Origin of the sequence: Ferruginibacter albus (assembly GCF_020042285.1) — a bacterium.
GTDB classification, from domain to species: domain Bacteria; phylum Bacteroidota; class Bacteroidia; order Chitinophagales; family Chitinophagaceae; genus Ferruginibacter; species Ferruginibacter albus.
The window spans coordinates 2,877,331-2,894,295 of the sequence record NZ_CP083388.1 but is presented as its reverse complement, the minus strand read 5'-3'; the positions used below and the strand labels follow the sequence as shown (position 1 = coordinate 2,894,295).

At 37.0% G+C, this 16,965-nt stretch carries 15 protein-coding genes; 9 read left to right on the top strand and 6 right to left on the bottom strand.

The features are described 5' to 3' along the window. Positions 1-13: 13 nt before the first annotated feature. Both K9M53_RS12365 and K9M53_RS12360 read left to right on the top strand, forming a co-directional pair. A complete protein-coding gene (locus K9M53_RS12365) occupies positions 14-2,209 on the top strand; it encodes a glutamine synthetase III family protein (protein WP_224015313.1) in 2,196 nt (731 codons plus the stop codon). A gap of 288 nt (positions 2,210-2,497) precedes the next feature. After that, positions 2,498-3,511, top strand: a complete 1,014-nt coding sequence (locus K9M53_RS12360; RefSeq protein ID WP_224015311.1) for a glutamine synthetase beta-grasp domain-containing protein — start codon at positions 2,498-2,500, stop codon at positions 3,509-3,511. A 139-nt stretch (positions 3,512-3,650) separates the two neighbouring features. Here the strand turns inward: K9M53_RS12360 and K9M53_RS12355 are convergent, their stop codons facing one another. Continuing rightward, a complete protein-coding gene (locus tag K9M53_RS12355) occupies positions 3,651-4,925 on the bottom strand; it encodes an aspartate kinase (protein WP_224015309.1) in 1,275 nt (424 codons plus the stop codon). Between the two features lie 103 nt (positions 4,926-5,028). Between K9M53_RS12355 and fbp the strand changes: the two genes are divergently transcribed. The 5 genes from fbp (at position 5,029) to K9M53_RS12330 (ending at position 8,821) form a co-directional block, all read left to right on the top strand. After that, positions 5,029-6,042: a class 1 fructose-bisphosphatase gene (gene fbp / locus K9M53_RS12350; protein ID WP_224015307.1), complete on the top strand. Its 1,014-nt coding sequence runs from the start codon at positions 5,029-5,031 to the stop codon at positions 6,040-6,042. 11 nt (positions 6,043-6,053) lie between these two features. Beyond that, the gene (locus tag K9M53_RS12345) at positions 6,054-6,815 is read left to right on the top strand and encodes an ABC transporter ATP-binding protein (protein ID WP_224015305.1); all 762 of its coding nucleotides are present in this window, start codon (positions 6,054-6,056) and stop codon (positions 6,813-6,815) included. Between the two features lie 112 nt (positions 6,816-6,927). After that, the gene (locus K9M53_RS12340) at positions 6,928-7,734 is read left to right on the top strand and encodes an FKBP-type peptidyl-prolyl cis-trans isomerase (protein WP_224015303.1); all 807 of its coding nucleotides are present in this window, start codon (positions 6,928-6,930) and stop codon (positions 7,732-7,734) included. Positions 7,735-7,736: 2 nt separating this feature from the next. Then, the gene (locus K9M53_RS12335; protein ID WP_224015301.1) at positions 7,737-8,282 is read left to right on the top strand and encodes a YfiT family bacillithiol transferase; all 546 of its coding nucleotides are present in this window, start codon (positions 7,737-7,739) and stop codon (positions 8,280-8,282) included. Then, a complete protein-coding gene (locus tag K9M53_RS12330; protein WP_224015299.1) occupies positions 8,282-8,821 on the top strand; it encodes an NUDIX hydrolase in 540 nt (179 codons plus the stop codon). Before K9M53_RS12335 ends, K9M53_RS12330 begins: the two co-directional genes overlap by 1 nt. Positions 8,822-8,926: 105 nt before the next feature. Here K9M53_RS12330 and K9M53_RS12325 read toward each other — a convergent pair whose 3' ends face one another. The 4 genes from K9M53_RS12325 to mgtE form a co-directional block, all read right to left on the bottom strand. Next, positions 8,927-9,562, bottom strand: coding sequence for a peptidylprolyl isomerase (locus K9M53_RS12325; RefSeq protein ID WP_224015297.1), 636 nt, complete (start codon positions 9,560-9,562; stop codon positions 8,927-8,929). Positions 9,563-9,592: 30 nt separating this feature from the next. Next, a complete protein-coding gene (locus K9M53_RS12320; protein ID WP_224015295.1) occupies positions 9,593-11,710 on the bottom strand; it encodes a DUF4954 family protein in 2,118 nt (705 codons plus the stop codon). A gap of 76 nt (positions 11,711-11,786) precedes the next feature. After that, positions 11,787-13,622: a glutamine--fructose-6-phosphate transaminase (isomerizing) gene (gene glmS / locus K9M53_RS12315; RefSeq protein WP_224015293.1), complete on the bottom strand. Its 1,836-nt coding sequence runs from the start codon at positions 13,620-13,622 to the stop codon at positions 11,787-11,789. 162 nt (positions 13,623-13,784) lie between these two features. Continuing rightward, on the bottom strand, positions 13,785-15,176 hold the full coding sequence (mgtE, locus tag K9M53_RS12310) for a magnesium transporter (protein WP_224015291.1): 1,392 nt from the start codon (positions 15,174-15,176) through the stop codon (positions 13,785-13,787). Between the two features lie 70 nt (positions 15,177-15,246). On the opposite strand from mgtE, the gene K9M53_RS12305 reads away from it, so the two are divergent. Then, the gene (locus K9M53_RS12305; RefSeq protein WP_224015289.1) at positions 15,247-15,630 is read left to right on the top strand and encodes an SET domain-containing protein; all 384 of its coding nucleotides are present in this window, start codon (positions 15,247-15,249) and stop codon (positions 15,628-15,630) included. 107 nt (positions 15,631-15,737) lie between these two features. After that, positions 15,738-16,286, top strand: a complete 549-nt coding sequence (locus K9M53_RS12300; RefSeq protein WP_224015287.1) for a DUF421 domain-containing protein — start codon at positions 15,738-15,740, stop codon at positions 16,284-16,286. Positions 16,287-16,342: 56 nt separating this feature from the next. Here K9M53_RS12300 and K9M53_RS12295 read toward each other — a convergent pair whose 3' ends face one another. Then, positions 16,343-16,873, bottom strand: coding sequence for a YceI family protein (locus K9M53_RS12295; RefSeq protein ID WP_224015285.1), 531 nt, complete (start codon positions 16,871-16,873; stop codon positions 16,343-16,345). Positions 16,874-16,965 lie beyond the last annotated feature (92 nt).

Below are 16,965 nucleotides of genomic sequence, written 5' to 3'. Positions count from 1 at the left end.
AAATCTTAAAAATATGCAATCTCTCCGTTTTAAGGCAATTGATAAATTAAACAATAGTACTACTGATATTAAAGTAGAATCTTCTGCAAAGATCACCGCCATTTTTGGTGAGAATGTTTTCACTATAAAAAAGGCCCGACAGTTTTTAAGCGATGAAGCTTTTAAAAGCTTATTGTCATCGGTACGTGGTGGAAAAAAGATCGACCGCATGATGGGCAATCAAATTGCCAACGGAATTAAAGCATGGGCAGAAACAAAAGGAGTGACGCATTTTACACACTGGTTTCAACCATTAACGGGTGCATCTGCAGAAAAGCATGATTCATTTTTTACTATAAAAGGAGATGGAACACCTATTGAAGAATTCGAAGGTGCTGCATTAATCCAACAGGAACCGGATGCATCTTCTTTTCCAAGCGGAGGTTTAAGAGCAACATTCGAAGCAAGAGGTTATACTGCATGGGATCCTTCTTCTCCACCATTTGTAATGGAGATCGGAACAGGTAAAACGTTATGCATACCAACTATATATGTATCCTACACCGGAGAATCATTGGATGCAAAAACCCCCTTGTTAAAAGCATTGGTGGCCTTAGATAAGGCAGCGGTAGATGTATGCCAATATTTTGATAAGAACATTACCAAAGTAACGCCTACATTAGGTTGGGAGCAGGAATACTTTGTAGTAGATGCAGGCTTGGCAAATGCCCGTCCTGATATATTAATGTCCGGTCGTTCAGTATTTGGTCATGCGCCTGCAAAAGGGCAACAATTAGAAGATCATTATTTTGGAACCATACCCGAACGCATATACGCTTTTATGCGTGACTTTGAAGAAGAGTCTTATAAATTAGGTATTCCATTACGTACACGTCATAATGAAGTGGCTCCTGCACAATTTGAATGTGCACCCATCTTTGAAGAAGTGAACCTGGCGGTTGATCATAATTTATTATTGATGGATCTTATGACCCGTGTTGCTAAACGTCATAGCCTGGCAGTATTGTTACACGAAAAACCATTTGCAGGGATCAACGGCAGTGGTAAGCATAATAACTGGAGTATGGCAACGGATACCGGCGTTAATTTATTAGCTCCCGGTAAAACGCCGAAAACCAATTTAATGTTCCTTACCTTTTTTGTGAACACTATTAAAGCGGTACACGATTATGCAGATCTGTTAAGAGCTTCAATAGCAGGCGCCGGTAACGACCATCGGTTAGGTGCAAACGAAGCACCACCGGCTATCATTTCTATCTTCATTGGTAAGTATTTATCAGAAGTATTGAACCAGGTAGAAACAAGAGTAGGAGGCAAGTTCGATGAACAGGATGAAGCCATGTTGAAACTGGATATTCATAAAAGTATTCCGGAGTTGATGTTGGACAATACAGACAGGAACAGAACCTCTCCTTTTGCATTTACCGGAAATAAGTTCGAGTTCAGGGCGGTTGGTTCTTCTGTAAGTTGCGCACAGGCAATGACAGTTTTGAATACCATTGTTGCAGAAACATTAAAGCAGTTTAAGAAAGATGTGGAAGCGAGCATTGATAAAGGAGAGAAGAAAGAAATTGCGGTAATGCACGTTATTCAACGCTATGTAGTAGAAAGTAAAAAAGTATTATTTGAAGGAGATGGATATAGCGATGAATGGGAGAAAGAAGCAGCTAAGCGTGGTTTACCAAATGTAAAAACAACGCCATTGGCATTGGATGCATATCTGACTAAAAAATCAAAAACACTTTTTGAAAGCAACGATATATACAATCATATTGAATTGGAAGCCCGCCACGAAATAATGCTGGAGGAGTATATTAAAAAAGTGCAGATAGAAGCGAGGATAATGGGAGAGTTGGCAACTACTATCATATTGCCATCTGTAATAAAATACCAGAACGTATTAATTCAAAATATTAAGGGATTGAAAGATGCCGGGTTGAGTGAAGCTGCTTATGCAAGTCAAACCCAGGTGTTAGAAAAAATATGCAAGCATATTGAAGGTATGAGTAGCGGCGTGGAGGCAATGATCGCTGAACGTAAAAAGGCAAATGCATTAACAGACACTAGAGAAAAAGCAATCGCATATTGCGATACTATTAAGGGCAAATATTTTGATGTTATCCGTTATAATGTAGATAAATTGGAGATGTTGGTAGACGATGCCCATTGGATGTTGCCTAAATACAGGGAGCTTCTTTTCCTAAGATAAAAATTTTATAAAATATATATTTTTTAAAGGTTCTTTTTATAAAGAGCCTTTTTTTATGTTAATACATTGCAACCAATAAAACGCTCTAAAACCCGCTGTAATTGATTTTATTATCTTTTTATATTAAATCTATAAATTATATCAATTTTTTTTCAGTTTTTTAATATTTTTATTCAATCTTTATTTTTTTTATTGAATTAACGCCTTATTTTTGTAAGGTAACTATCACAAAAAACAGTAAATAGTTATTATTAATATTTTTCTTAATGTTTTTAAAATCGTTATTTTATGTCATTATCTAAACTTGAGTACATCTGGCTGGATGGTTATAAACCAACTCAAAGCCTTCGTAGCAAAACAAAAATCGTAAAAGATTTCAGCGGTAAGCTGGAAGATTTGGAACAATGGAGCTTTGATGGTTCTTCTACTGAACAAGCGCCAGGTGGTTCTTCTGATTGTTTATTAAAGCCTGTATATGTTGTAAAAGATCCACAACGTAAAAACGGTTACTTGGTTATGTGCGAAGTATTGAGCGCTGATGGAAGTGCACACGAATCAAACGGTCGTGCTACAATTGAAGATGATGACAATGATTTTTGGTTTGGTTTCGAACAGGAATATTTCTTGTGGAATCCAGAAACAAACAAACCATTAGGTTTCCCTGCGGGTGGTTACCCTGGTCCTCAAGGTCCTTACTACTGTTCAGTAGGTGCTAGCAACGCTTACGGTCGTGAAATAGTAGAAGAGCATTTAGATGCTTGTTTGGAAGCTGGTATCAATGTGGAAGGTATCAATGCTGAAGTTGCTACCGGTCAATGGGAATTCCAGATTTTCTCTAAAGGTGCTAAACAAGCAGGAGATCAAATTTGGGTGGCTCGTTACTTATTAGAAAGAATTGGTGAAAAATACGGAGTTGCCATTAACTGGCATTGTAAACCATTAGGTGCATTGGATTGGAACGGAAGCGGTATGCACGCTAACTTCTCTAACGGATTATTGCGTACTGCAGGCAGCAAAGCTACATTTGATGCGGTTTGCGAAGCTTTCCGTCCGGTAGTTAAAGAACATATTGCAGTTTATGGCGCTGACAACGAATTGCGTTTAACAGGTAAGCATGAAACAGCTTCTATCCACGATTTCTCTTACGGAGTTTCTGATCGTGGTGCTTCTATTCGTATCCCTGTTTTGGTTCCTGCAAAAGGATGGAGCGGTTATTTAGAAGATCGCCGTCCAAACTCTGCAGCAGATCCTTACAAAGTAGCTGCACGTATCATCAAAACCGTTAAATCGGCTAAAGTTTAGTTTTCTTATTTAATAATAGTTTAGAGTTAAGAAGCGCCTTCGTAGAAGGCGCTTCTTGTTTTATATAGTTATTTTTTTGGAACAAACATTTCTGCGTTTACCCGTCATCGTTGTGTCACTCACTTGTACTTTCTGTTTTTTATTGAGCTGGACTAGCAACCAATATCTGCATAGTATCTTTCGTCTTTTGACTAAGCAATTCAATTTTATTCGCTGTTAATTCTTCTACTATTTCTTTATTATAATGGCGAACCGTTAATAACGTTAACCCTTTTTGAATTTGCACATCAAACAATTCACCTGCAGCTATTGCTAATTTTTCTATTTTATCAGTACGATCATCTAAACAGCAAAAAATAGTAATAGCAGTATTTTGTGTAAGGTTGGGCTGTATCTTTATTTCGTCAAACAATCCATGTAAAAAATCGATCGGCTTTCCTTCTACAAAAGAAAAATCTTTGGATGTAAATTGTATCAGTGCCTGGTTTTCTTTCACAACAATGATCGGCGGTAGATTATGAACCGGCTTGTTGCTGATAATGGTTCCCGGTAATATCGGTTTTAGAAAACATCGTACATGTAAGGGAATACTTTTATTCTGTAATGGTTTTATGGTTTTTGGATGAATAACCTGCGCACCGTAAAAAGCCATTTCAATTACTTCTGCATAACTTAATTGTTCAATAAATTTTGCATCAGCAAATTGTTTGGGATCGGCATTCATTACACCTTCTACATCTTTCCAGATGGTTTGATCTTCTGCATCCAATAGGTTTGCAAAAACAGCAGCGCTATAATCACTCCCTTCTCTGCCTAAAGTAGTGCTTTCATTTTCATCTGTAGCGCCAATAAAGCCTTGTGTAATTATAATATCATTCGTTTCAAAAAGTGGTAATATATCTTCTGTAACTTTTTGCTGTGTAAAATTCCAGTCAATAGCAGCATCTCTGAAATTATCATCTGTTCTAAAAATATCTCTTACGTCCAGCCAGGTATTTTTAATGCCTGTTTCATTCAAATAATTACTGACAATAGCTGTGCTTAATAATTCGCCGCAGCAAACGATCTGGTCGTAGTAATAATCATATTCACGAACAGGCTTATCATGTAATAGCCATTCAACTTCTGTAAAAAAATCTTTCAATTGGTTTTCTGCCTGCTGCCAGTTTACAGAGATCAAATACTTGAGCGTGTTTAAATGATTTTCTTTTACCTGGTGAAATAACTGTAATGCTTCTTCTTTTTTACCGGCATAAAAAGCTTCTGCAACTTTTTCCAACGCATTGGTAGTTTTGCCCATTGCAGAAATAATGATCAATATTTTTTGTTTTGGGAACGATTGCATGATAGCTGCTACGTTTTGTATTCTTTCTATGGTACTTATGCTTGCTCCCCCAAACTTGAAAACTTTCATCTGTTGTTAATTAAAAATTTAAAATTGTATCTCTTTAGAACCTTATTCTTACTACATTTGAACCGCAAATCTAAAATCTATAATCTGCAATTAGAAATTAACTATGGCTATTGACCGCAGGATTTTAACCTTAGACGAATTTACCATTCAACAATTCAGAGGATTTCCACAAGCAACCGGCGAATTATCAAGCTTATTGCGAGATATTGGTTTGGCCGCAAAACGAATTAATGTAGAAGTTAATAAAGCCGGGCTGGTTGACATACTAGGTGATTATGGAACCACCAATGTACAAGGAGAGGAAGTGAAAAAACTGGACATATTTGCTAATAACCAAATGATGGGAGTTTTACGTCATGGTATTAGTTGTGCAGGTATTGGCAGTGAGGAAATGGAAGATGTAGTAATATTTGATGATGAAACAAGTAATAAAAGTAAATACGTTTGCCTGTTCGATCCGTTAGATGGCAGTGCAAATATTGATGTGAATGTTTCTATCGGAACAATATTCAGCATTTATAAAAGAGTTTCTGAATTAGGTAAGCCTGCAACAAAAGAAGATTTTTTACAACCGGGAAATAAACAAGTAGCAGCAGGATATGTGGTATATGGTTCATCAACTATTTTAGTATATGCCACTAAAGTGGGCGTGAATGGTTTTACGTTAGATCCATCTATTGGAGAATTTTCATTGAGTCATCCTGATATAAAATGTCCTCCAACAGGAAAATTCTATTCTGTTAATCATGGATTCTTTTTTCAATATCCTAAGCAGGTGCAGGATTATATTCATGCCTGCCAGGGTAAAGTATTGGATACACCTGAATCTTATACGCAGCGCTATATTGGAAGTATGGTAGCCGATGTACATCGTAATCTTATTAAAGGAGGAATTTTTATGTACCCGGGTACTGCTAAAAAACCAAATGGTAAATTGCGTTTATTATATGAATGTAATCCGTTTGCATTTATAGCAGAAAAAGCAGGTGCCATTGCTACCAATGGAAAGCAACGTGTGCTGGATATTCAGCCAACTTCTTTACACGAGCGCACACCGTTCTATGTAGGAAGTAAATTAATGATGGAGGAATTGGAAACTTATTTAAAGCAGGCGTAGTATTAATAGATATGAATAACACAATCATCTCTGTAAAAAATTTAAAAAAGAGTTATGGTTCGTTTGAGGCAGTAAAGGATATTTCTTTTGAAGTATACGAAGGAGAAATATTCGGATTACTTGGCCCGAATGGCGCAGGTAAATCCAGCACACTGGAAATAATTGAAACCCTGCGTGAAAAAACTTCGGGAGAGATCATTGTGGATGGGTTGAACCTTGACAACGATAAGGAAAAAATAAAACGTATCATTGGCGTTCAGTTGCAAACTTCCGGCTTTTACCCGGGACTTAAATTGGTTGAATTGATAGAACTGTTTGCAGGACTGTATAATCAACCGGTAAATGCAAATGAATTATTGAAGCTGGTTAACCTGGAAGACAAAGCAAAAAATAAGTTCAAAGAATTAAGCGGTGGACAAAAGCAACGTTTTTCTATTGCTACTACTTTAATTAACAAACCCAAAATTATCTTTTTAGATGAGCCCACTACCGGGCTAGATCCGCAGGCAAGAAGAAATTTGTGGGACCTGATCAAAGACATCCGTTCAAAAGGAACTACGGTTATTATTACTACTCATTATATGGATGAAGCGGAACAACTTTGTGATCGCCTGGCAATTTTAGATGAGGGGAAAATAATTGCTTTAGCTTCGCCTGATAAATTGATCGACGACCTGATTGCTTCAGGCTTTGAACGCCCGAAGCAGGTAAAAGCAGCTAATTTAGAAGACGTTTTTATTCACTTAACAGGAAAAGATATAAGAGAAGAATAGTTTAAACTGGTTGAATAAGAATTTGAAGTAAAAGAGAGTGACACAACGATGATGAGCAAAGGTGACATGCTTGTAACAAAAAAATAAAATCTATAAATAAAAAACCAAACAAATGAAGCAATTCTTTTTTGCAGTAAGCGTACTGGTAATAACTACAGCCGCTAACGCACAGGTGAAACCAAAAACAACAACCCCCGCAAAACCCAAAACTACCACAAAAGCAATAGCAGTAAAGCCTGCTGCACCATTATTAAAAACTTTGAATGACTCTTTTAGTTATGCCTTAGGGTCAAATGTTGCCAACAATTTAAAAAGCCAGGGAATTAACGGTGTGGGCATTAATTATGCAATGGTGCAAAAAGCAATGACTGATGGTTTTAAAGGAACTCCGTCGTTGTTAGACCAGGCGCAGGCAAGCAGAGTAATACAGGTAAAATTACAAGAAGGTGAAAAAGTGTTACAAGCTGAAGCTGCTGTTAAAGCTACAAAAGTGAAAGCAAGCGGTGATAGTTTTTTATTGGCTAATAGCAAACGCCCCGGAGTAATTACCTTGCCTGACGGTTTGCAATATGAAGTGTTGAAAAAAGCTCCCGATTCATCCAAAGCTTCTCCAAAATTAGAAGATACAGCAGTGGCACATTATATTGGAACATTGATCGACGGAACAGAATTTGATAATTCTTATAAAAGAGGAGAACCATTATCCGTTCCCGTTAGTGGTGTAATTTTAGGCTGGACAGAGGCTTTACAATTGATGCATGTTGGCGACAAGTGGAAAGTGTATATTCCAAGTGCATTGGGTTATGGCGATAGAGGCGCAGGTAATACAATACCCGGTGGCTCTGCATTGGTTTTTGAAATGGAATTATTAGGCATCAAGTCCGCTGCAGCAAAAGCAGAAGAACCTAAAAAGCAATAAGCATGAGTGAGAATTTAAGTTTTCCTATCGGGAAAGTAAGTGAACAGGCTTTTACAGGTAAAGAAACTTACTCGGAAGAATTAAAAAAAGCTGCAATCAAAAATATTGAAAGCTTACCGCAACTATTGGAAGAATCAATTCTGAATTTAGATGAATCGCAATTGAACACGCCTTATCGTGAAGGCGGTTGGACGGTGAAGCAAGTGGTGCATCATGTTGCAGATAGCCACATGAACTCATTGATACGATTCAAATTGGGTTTAACGGAAGATAACCCAACTATTAAACCATACGATCAGGATCGCTGGGCAAACTTAGCAGACACAAAAAATGTTCCTGTAAATGTTTCTATAACGTTGTTGTACACATTACATACACGTTTGGTGGAAGTATTAAAGAGCATTAAAGATGAAGAATGGCAGCGTACGGTATTTCATCCTGAAATGAAAAAAACTATTACGTTGTGGGATCTGTTGGCTATTTATTCATGGCATGGCAGGCATCATACAGCGCATATCACTAAATTAAGAGAACGTAACAGTTGGTAATGAACTGGAAAATTTTATCTTCAGAATATATTTCAAAGCATCAATATTTTACTGCCCGTCGTGACCGTTGTCAACGGCCCGACGGGCAAATTGTTGATCCTTACTTTGTTGTTGAATTGCCTACATCCGCATGTGCATTGGCAATCACCGAAAACAATGAAGTAGTTTTAGTCCGCCAGTATCGCCATCCCATTCAACAAACTATTTTGGAATTGCCCGGTGGCTTCATTGATGAAAATGAAGCATCGGAAAAAGCCATTGCCCGTGAATTACTCGAAGAGACCGGCTATGAATTTTCCTCCTACACTCATCTTGGTAAAATAGCTGCTAATCCTGGTGTTTTAGATGGGTTTACTCATTTGTTTTTAGCTCAGGGAGGCAAAAAAATTGCATCGCAAAAACTGGATGCAAATGAAGATATTGAGATCGTATTATTGCCTTTGGAAGAAGTGAGACAAATGCTCAACCAAAATAAATTTGAACAGGCATTACACGCTTGCTGTATGTTTTATGCTTTTAAAAAATTAGAAGAGAAATAATTTATCTGCTATAATTTTTGTAGCAATCATTTGACCTCTATTCAACATCGTTGTGTCACTCTCTTGTACGGCATTCCAATTTTCAACTTTAATTAAAGCGTAGCATTACAACGTTACTTTTAAAATTAAAGCAAATCCTACATCTTCTTTTGGACTATCTGTAATGCTTACAATGTGCAAACCGGCACGAGTCCATACTTTAAAAATGTCGCCTTTCTTATGCATGGCAATAGCTCTATCTAATTGAGGTAGCATTGCACCACGACTAAACCAACCCAGGTCTCCGCCCTTTGCAGCACTTAAATTATCAGAACTATAAGTACTTGCCATTGCTGCAAAACTGCTGCTGCCGGCTTGAATTTTTGCAATGATTGTATCAGCCAATGAGTTGGCAAATTTTACTCTAAATACAGAAGTATCTAATAAAATATGACTAACATGATAAAACGTATTGGGAACTTTCGTTAATATTTTAACCAGATATTTTCCTCTACGCCCTGTGTAAGGTCCATATGTTTTTCCTTGCTTTCCTTTATAGGCAAGACTATCCGCAACGCCGGCAAAAGAAGTAGTACTTGAAATACTTATAGTGTCAATGGTGTATTTTTTCTTTAATACATATTTTACATAACCAATAGGGTCAGAAGTAGTATCCAATACTTTTTTCATTTGCGCAATACTTTGTGCATTGGCAAAGTTGCAGCAACACAATAAAAATAAACTCAGGAATAATTTATTCACGGTAGTTGTTTTGATAAAGATAGGGAGAACTTACAGCTTGTATTTTTTAGTAATGGCGGCAATTTGTTTTTTCATTTCTTCCAGCTCTGCTAATTGTTGCTGAATAAAACTGTTGTCTTCGAGTTTGCCAACTACTTTATTCATTTCCTCGTTGGTTTCATAAACCATCCTTCTGAACGGATTGGTATAATCTTTTTCTCTTGAATTATAAATACCCTTACACATCCATTCTTTAGTGATCAAACATTGTTGCAGTAATTGGCCAAACAATGCAGCCGTAAATTGTTTCGGTGTAATATTTAATATTTCCAACAGAGAGGTATAGGCGTGATGCAATTTATCTTTTGCATAGGCAGCACCTTGTTGGCGATAGAAGTTGTGCAATTCATCCCAGCTTTTTATTTTATCCTCTTTAATATCTTTTTTTAACTTATCTATCGATTGCTTTTGAATTAATTGGCCGCCAATATTCAACCATTCGCTGCGTTGTATTTTTGCGGATAAAGATTTTTTCAATGTATCAAAATCAGCAAATTCATTCGAAGCAATCTGTTTTAGTATTTCCGTTACACCATAATATTGTATCAGTTCTTTAAAAACACCAATTGCTTTCGGCACTTTTAGAATTTCTGTTTTACGATCCGCATTTTCCCAGCCACTCACTTCCGCCACCCCCATTTCATTTACACGTAATTGCTGCAAAAATTTTAATGAATCAAATAATTCATTAATAGTATCCGGCGCTAAATAGCCATAATCTATTACCTGTATTTTTTCTGTGCGTTTATCTCTGTCATCATATTTCCAGGAATTGCGGGCGAGTGCATACATGTTATATAAGAACCAGTATGCAGGAATGATCACCAATTTATTATTCGTTATATCATTACTCACTAAACTAAAAGGGATAGAAATATTCAATTCCGCAGGAAAATCGCCCTTGGCTAAAATAGTGAATGAAGCAAATTTTGAATTATGCTTAAGGCTCACGCAAAGTCCTGGCCAAAAACCACGACCGGCAACAATTTCTCCATCTGCACTTCTACTGTTGTGGTTGCTTCCGATAGTAGCACCTGCCGCCAAATTACTTTGTCCCATCAATAAAGATGCACACAGGAATGAGTTGTTGTGATGTTGTTCATGAGCAGGAAATATCAATGAATTCAATACTTCGCAGCAGGAGATAGTAGAATTATTGCCAAGATAAGAATTGATCAATCTTGCGCCATATTTCAATTGCGAGTGCGAAGCCATGATAAAACGAACAGCTTTTACGCCGTAAAATATTTTACAGCCATAACCCACAATTCCGTTTACTAATTCACAGCCTTCGCCAATTTGAGATTTGCGATTTTCATCGCTATTGATGGTAAGATTTTTTAGTTTATTAGCCCCTTTTAAATAGGCGTCCGTTCCTATGTGAACGTCTTTAATGATGCTGCAATTCTTTATGACAGTTCTATTGCCAACTTTTCCATAATAACCTCGTTGCTTATCAAATTTACGTTCGACAAATTGTTTGAATTTTTCTAACAAGGCTTCATCGTCACGGTATTTGCTCCACATATATGCATCACCGGGCAACATGCCGTCAAATGGAAGGATGGCTCTGCCACCATTTTCATTACATAATTCTAATTCTATCCGCGCCTTCTTTTCTTCACCTTGCTTTAGAATTCCGTTTCCAAATTTTGCATTGTCGATAGTTGCCATTTCATTTACATTCACAATGATAACATCGTCGCCAATAATATAATGACTCAAATAATTTACGTTGTCAATGCAAATGTTATTTCCAAGGTCGCAACTAATAATAGTACTATTGTAAAGTCCCACGGGAACCCGCAGGTTATGATATTCTAAATAAAAAGATTCCAGCTTGCCTATTCTTACCAGTCCAAAAAACTGACAATTTTTAACCAACTCAGGGCTAAATGATTCTGAAACCCATATTTCATTCCAGTTGTTAGAAGTGTTGCGATTGCGAACCAGTACTTCAATTTCAAGCGCTGTCAGTTTACGATACACAATATCGTTAGTATTCTGTTGATCCCGAAGGTAATATTCATCTTTGCCGGCAGGAATATATTCAGCAGGAATAAAATTATAACCAAGCTCGTTAACCGGATATTTGTTGATGATATTCATAAATGATTACAAGGATAGCAAAAGTTAAAACAAATAGCCACCTAATGTACTAAAATAGTTTTAATGATACCTGTAATTATTCAACAGTTACGCTTTTGGCAAGATTTCTTGGCTTATCAACATCAACGCCTTTAGCAATGCCAACATAATAAGAAAGTAATTGTAATGGAATAGTAGCCAGCATCGGCGCTATTATTTCATGTGCAGATGGAACATAATATACATCGTCTGCCAGGGTTGGTGTTGTTTCATCGCCTTCGGTAATGATAGCAATTACCTTTCCTTTGCGGGCTTTTATTTCCTGGATATTGCTCACGATCTTTTCATGGTAACTGTCTTTGGTAGCTACAAAAACTACCGGAAGATTTTCATCTACCAATGCAATGGGGCCATGCTTCATTTCTGCTGCAGGATAACCTTCTGCATGTATATAGCTGATCTCTTTTAATTTAAGCGCTCCTTCCAATGCGATAGGAAAATTATAACCTCTTCCTAAGAACAAAGCGTTGGGAGAATCTTTATATTTTTCAGCAATAGCTTTAATAGTGTCTGCGCTTTTTAAAAGTACTTCTACTTTTTCCGGCACTTCTGCTAACTCAAACAATAATTCTTTATAAAGCGCTTCGCTGATAGTATTTTTTTCTTTGGCAATTTTTAAAGCTACCATGGTAAGTACTGCCAATTGTGCTGTAAATGCTTTTGTAGAAGCTACACCGATTTCAGGTCCGGCATGTGTATAAGCGCCGCCATCACTGATTCTTGCTATAGAAGAGCCTACTACGTTTACGATACCAAATATAATAGCACCTTGTTCTTTCGCTTTTTCAATAGCAACTAAAGTATCTGCTGTTTCACCGCTTTGAGAAATAGCAAAAATGATATCGCCTTTGTTTACAATAGGATTTCTATACCGGAATTCGGAAGCATACTCCACTTCTACAGGGATACGGCATAACTCTTCTATAATATATTCTGCTACCAGGCCTGCATGCCAGCTGGTTCCACAAGCAATAATAATGATCCTGTTGGCATTTTTAAAATGCTCCAGGTTATTGGTAATACCACTCATGGTTATTAAACCGGCTTCTGCGTCTAATCGTCCACGTAAGCAATCATGAATAGTGCTGGGCTGTTCAAAAATTTCTTTTAGCATGAAATGATCATAACCACCTTTTTCAATAGCAGCCAGTTCCATATCTAACTTAGTAACAAAAGGAGTTATTTTTTCGTTGCCCAAATTTTTCAATATCAATTCATCGGGGCGAACGATCGCTAATTCGTAGTCATTCACATACACCACTTCTTTTGTGTATTCCAGCATGGGAGAAGCATCAGAGCCAAGAAAATGTTCGCCTTTGCCAACGCCGATCACCAATGGGCTTCCTTTACGTGCTGCAATGATCGTATCGGGATCATCATTTGCGATCAATAATATTACATACGCCCCGGTAACTCTTTTCAATGCTATACGCACAGCCTCTTCTAAATTACACTGATTGTTTTCTTTAATGTCTTCAATGAAATTCAATAAAACCTCTGTGTCCGTATCGCTTTTAAACTGGTACCCTTTTTTGGTAAGATCTTGCTTTAATTGAGCATAATTTTCAATAATGCCATTGTGGATCATGGCCAGTTTACCACTTCTTGAAGTGTGAGGGTGCGCATTTCTGTCGCTTGGTTCGCCGTGGGTTGCCCAACGTGTATGACCAATGCCGGTATGTGCATGCAGATCTTTTCCGACAATTGAATCTTCCAGTTCTGCTACACGTCCTTTCTTTTTATATACCTTTAGTCCGCTGTTAAGCAATGCAACACCGGTGCTATCGTAACCTCTGTATTCTAATCGTTTAAGACCTTTGATAATGATGGGGTAAGCTTCTCTTGGTCCTGTATATCCAACAATTCCACACATATTTTTTTAATTATTTTTGCGCTAAATAAAGATTATTAGACTAATTTTTTTGCTATAAGATTGTTATTGCCAAAATGGAAAACATCAGCACAGCAAAGAAGAGGCAATTTATAAAAAATAAACGCTGCTTGCACAAGTATCCGAATAAGTCCGAGTAGATTTTTACAATAAGTATCCTTTTAAAAAGATATAGGCAACTGAAAAATAAATAATAATGCCTGTTACATCCACTAAGGTAGCAACAAATGGCGCTGAAGAAGTAGCAGGATCTAATTTTAATTTTTTTAATATAATAGGGAGCATAGATCCCATAAGACTACCCCACAACACAATGCCTGTGAGTGAGAAGAAAATTACAGTAGCTACCGATTTCCAATAAATTCCATAGTCATAAATGTGCATATGCTGCCATAAAAAAATACGGAGAAAACCAATGCTGCCTAAGGTTAATCCCAATAATAGGCCTGATATGATTTCTCTGCGCATTACCCGCCACCAGTCGGTAATAGTTAATTCGCCCAAAGCCATGGCTTGAATAATAAGCGTAGAAGCTTGTGAACCACTGTTACCACCACTACTCATAATTAAAGGAATAAATAATGCTAATACTGCAGCAGCTTCGATCTCTTTGCTGAAATATTGCATAGCCGTAGCTGTTAGCATTTCACTTAAAAATAAGATAATAAGCCAGCTGGCACGTTTTTTCACCAGTTTAAAAATGGGCATTTCCAGGTAGGGTTGGTCCAATACTTCCGTACCGCCGATCTTTTGAATGTCTTCACTAAATTCTTCGTTGGTTACCCACAAAACGTCATCTATCGTTACAATACCTAACAGCTTATTACTTTGGCTTACCACCGGCAATGCCACACGGTTATTCATTTTGAACGCTTCATTTGCTACTTCCTGATCGTCTTCGGCATATAAAGAAATATAGCGTTCGTCCATCAATTCGCTTACTTTTTTATCGGGACTAGCCAAAATAAAATCTCTTATCCGAATATCATCCAACAGTTCTCCCTTTTCGTTAATCACATAAATAACATCAATAGTTTCACTGTTTTTAGCAAAGCGGCGAATTGTGTCTAATACATCGTTTACACTATCATTTTCATAAACATACACATAGTCCGGTGTCATTAAGCGCCCAACGCTGTTTTCAGGATAGCCTAAAAGTGACAAGGTAACTTTTCTTTCTTCCGGATCCAGTGTTTTCACCAGTTCCCGTACCACATTGCTCGGCAGCTCACTTAAAAAAGCAGTTCTGTCATCGGGAGGAAGTTCGTTTAAAAGCTCGGCTGTTTTGTGAGGAGATAATTCCTTAATAATTCTTTTTTGATAGGTAAGTTCCAGGATCTTAAAAACACTTGCAGCTCTGTGTGTAGAGAGGCAGTTCATGATGTTGCCTTCATGATCTTCATTTTCATATACCAGTTCTACTACATCGGTAATATTTTGCTCGTCGAGGAATTCCTGCAACTGCAATTTATCGCCGGTGGCTATTACTTTTTCAAACTGTTGTTGAATAGATATATCTTCCAGTTCTAAAGACATTGATACAAGTTATTAAAATAGCCCTGAAATTTGTGCCGCAATTTACTCTATTTAATTTTAACTGAACATTATGTTGAAACCATATTTATTTATTGACAAAACAGCAAAAAAGGGCAGAGGTGTTTTCACAAAGCAACGTATTGCCCCCGGAACAGTGATCGAAATTTCTCCGGTGATCGTCATGAGCAAAGAAGATAAAGCTCACATCGAAAAGACAGTATTATTTAACTATATTTTTGATTGGGGCAAAAAAGGTAAATGCTGTATGGCAATTGGATTAGTGCCGATGTATAATCATAGTTATGAAAGTAATTGCGAGTATATTATGGACTATACTGATGATACTATCACTATTCAAACAGTAAGAGCTATTAAAAAAGGAGAAGAATTGACTATTAATTACAACGGTGATTGGAAAGATGCAACGCAAATATGGTTTGATGCGAAGCAATAGTTTTCAATTCTTTATCTTTAAGTAAGCCAATTGACTATTTTACGGTTATTAACAAAGGAAACTGTGTTAATTCCATAAGGCAAATTATTTTTGAAAAAATAATTCTCATGCATTCTCTTTTTAATAGTAATTATGTTGATGTAGTGGTACGCTCAATATTGGTGTATCTTTTTATTGTAGTTGCTATACGAATATTTGGAAAGAAAGAACTGGCGCAACTTTCAGTGATAGACCTCGTTTTTATTCTATTGATAAGCAATGCAGTGCAAAATGCAATGGTAGGGCAGGATTCTTCTTTATCGGGTGGTTTATTGGCTGCCGGCGCTTTATTTATTACCAATTTTATTTTAAAACGTATTTTATATAAAAGCCAGCGACTAAATCAACTCCTGGAGGGGAAGCCAGTATTACTTATTTATAAAGGCGAAATACAGATTGACCATTTGCATCATCTGCAAATTTCTGTAGAAGAACTGGAAGCAGCAGTAAGGGAACATGGAGTAGAAGATGTAAAAAAAGTAGATATTGCTACGCTGGAAGCGGATGGAAATATCAGCGTAATATCAAATGATTTTAAAAATGTAAGCACTAAGCCAATGGCAATTATAGCGCATCGGCGTAAACATAAATTGCGGGGCAGAATAGCTCAAAACTAAAAAAAGCAAAGCCGGCATTTACCAACTTTGCTTTACGGTTTCGTAGGAAATATATGTTATGCTTGTTTTACAAATTGAACTTCCGCTGCAATTTTCACTTCATCACTAACCACAACGCCGCCTGCTTCGGTAACAGCACCCCAGCTTAATCCAAAGTCTTTACGGTTTATTTTTCCGCTGATAGTAAAACCTGCCCTGGTACTACCCCATGGATCTTTAGTTATACCACCAAATTCTACATTTACTTTTACTTTTTTAGTTGTACCACGGATGGTAAGGTCTCCTTCCAGTTCAAAATCTGAATCTTTACCTGCGAATTTTGTTCCGGTAAAAGCCAGTTCAGGATAATTGGCTGCGTCAAAGAAATCGGCGCTTTTTAAATGTCCGTCTCTATCTGCAACTCCTGTAGATATTGAGTTAACATCTGCCGAGAAGTTAATCTTTGCAGTAGTAAAATCTTCATCTTCGGTTTCTGCGGTACCGCTGAATTTTCCAAAACTTCCGGTTACGGTAGTGATCATCAGGTGCTTTACTTTAAAATGAATTTCACTGTGTGTAGGGTCTATTGACCATTTTGTTGTTGCCATTGTTGGTAATTTTATACAAAGTTAATTAATCAATGTTTAAACATTGTTTTGCTTTATAACAATCTATTGTTTTTTTTGTTGACGAATGATAA

Bases quoted from the DNA above. Each gene is read 5' to 3' on its own strand.
- glmS (WP_224015293.1), bottom strand. From the start codon at position 13,622: ATGTGTGGAATTGTTGGATATACAGGACCAAGAGAAGCTTACCCCATC.
- K9M53_RS12330 (WP_224015299.1), top strand. From the start codon at position 8,282: ATGAACTGGAAAATTTTATCTTCAGAATATATTTCAAAGCATCAATAT.
- mgtE (WP_224015291.1), bottom strand. From the start codon at position 15,176: ATGTCTTTAGAACTGGAAGATATATCTATTCAACAACAGTTTGAAAAA.
- K9M53_RS12355 (WP_224015309.1), bottom strand. From the start codon at position 4,925: ATGAAAGTTTTCAAGTTTGGGGGAGCAAGCATAAGTACCATAGAAAGA.
- K9M53_RS12365 (WP_224015313.1), top strand. From the start codon at position 14: ATGCAATCTCTCCGTTTTAAGGCAATTGATAAATTAAACAATAGTACT.
- K9M53_RS12300 (WP_224015287.1), top strand. From the start codon at position 15,738: ATGCATTCTCTTTTTAATAGTAATTATGTTGATGTAGTGGTACGCTCA.
- fbp (WP_224015307.1), top strand. From the start codon at position 5,029: ATGGCTATTGACCGCAGGATTTTAACCTTAGACGAATTTACCATTCAA.
- K9M53_RS12320 (WP_224015295.1), bottom strand. From the start codon at position 11,710: ATGAATATCATCAACAAATATCCGGTTAACGAGCTTGGTTATAATTTT.
- K9M53_RS12340 (WP_224015303.1), top strand. From the start codon at position 6,928: ATGAAGCAATTCTTTTTTGCAGTAAGCGTACTGGTAATAACTACAGCC.
- K9M53_RS12345 (WP_224015305.1), top strand. From the start codon at position 6,054: ATGAATAACACAATCATCTCTGTAAAAAATTTAAAAAAGAGTTATGGT.
- K9M53_RS12335 (WP_224015301.1), top strand. From the start codon at position 7,737: ATGAGTGAGAATTTAAGTTTTCCTATCGGGAAAGTAAGTGAACAGGCT.
- K9M53_RS12360 (WP_224015311.1), top strand. From the start codon at position 2,498: ATGTCATTATCTAAACTTGAGTACATCTGGCTGGATGGTTATAAACCA.
- K9M53_RS12295 (WP_224015285.1), bottom strand. From the start codon at position 16,873: ATGGCAACAACAAAATGGTCAATAGACCCTACACACAGTGAAATTCAT.
- K9M53_RS12305 (WP_224015289.1), top strand. From the start codon at position 15,247: ATGTTGAAACCATATTTATTTATTGACAAAACAGCAAAAAAGGGCAGA.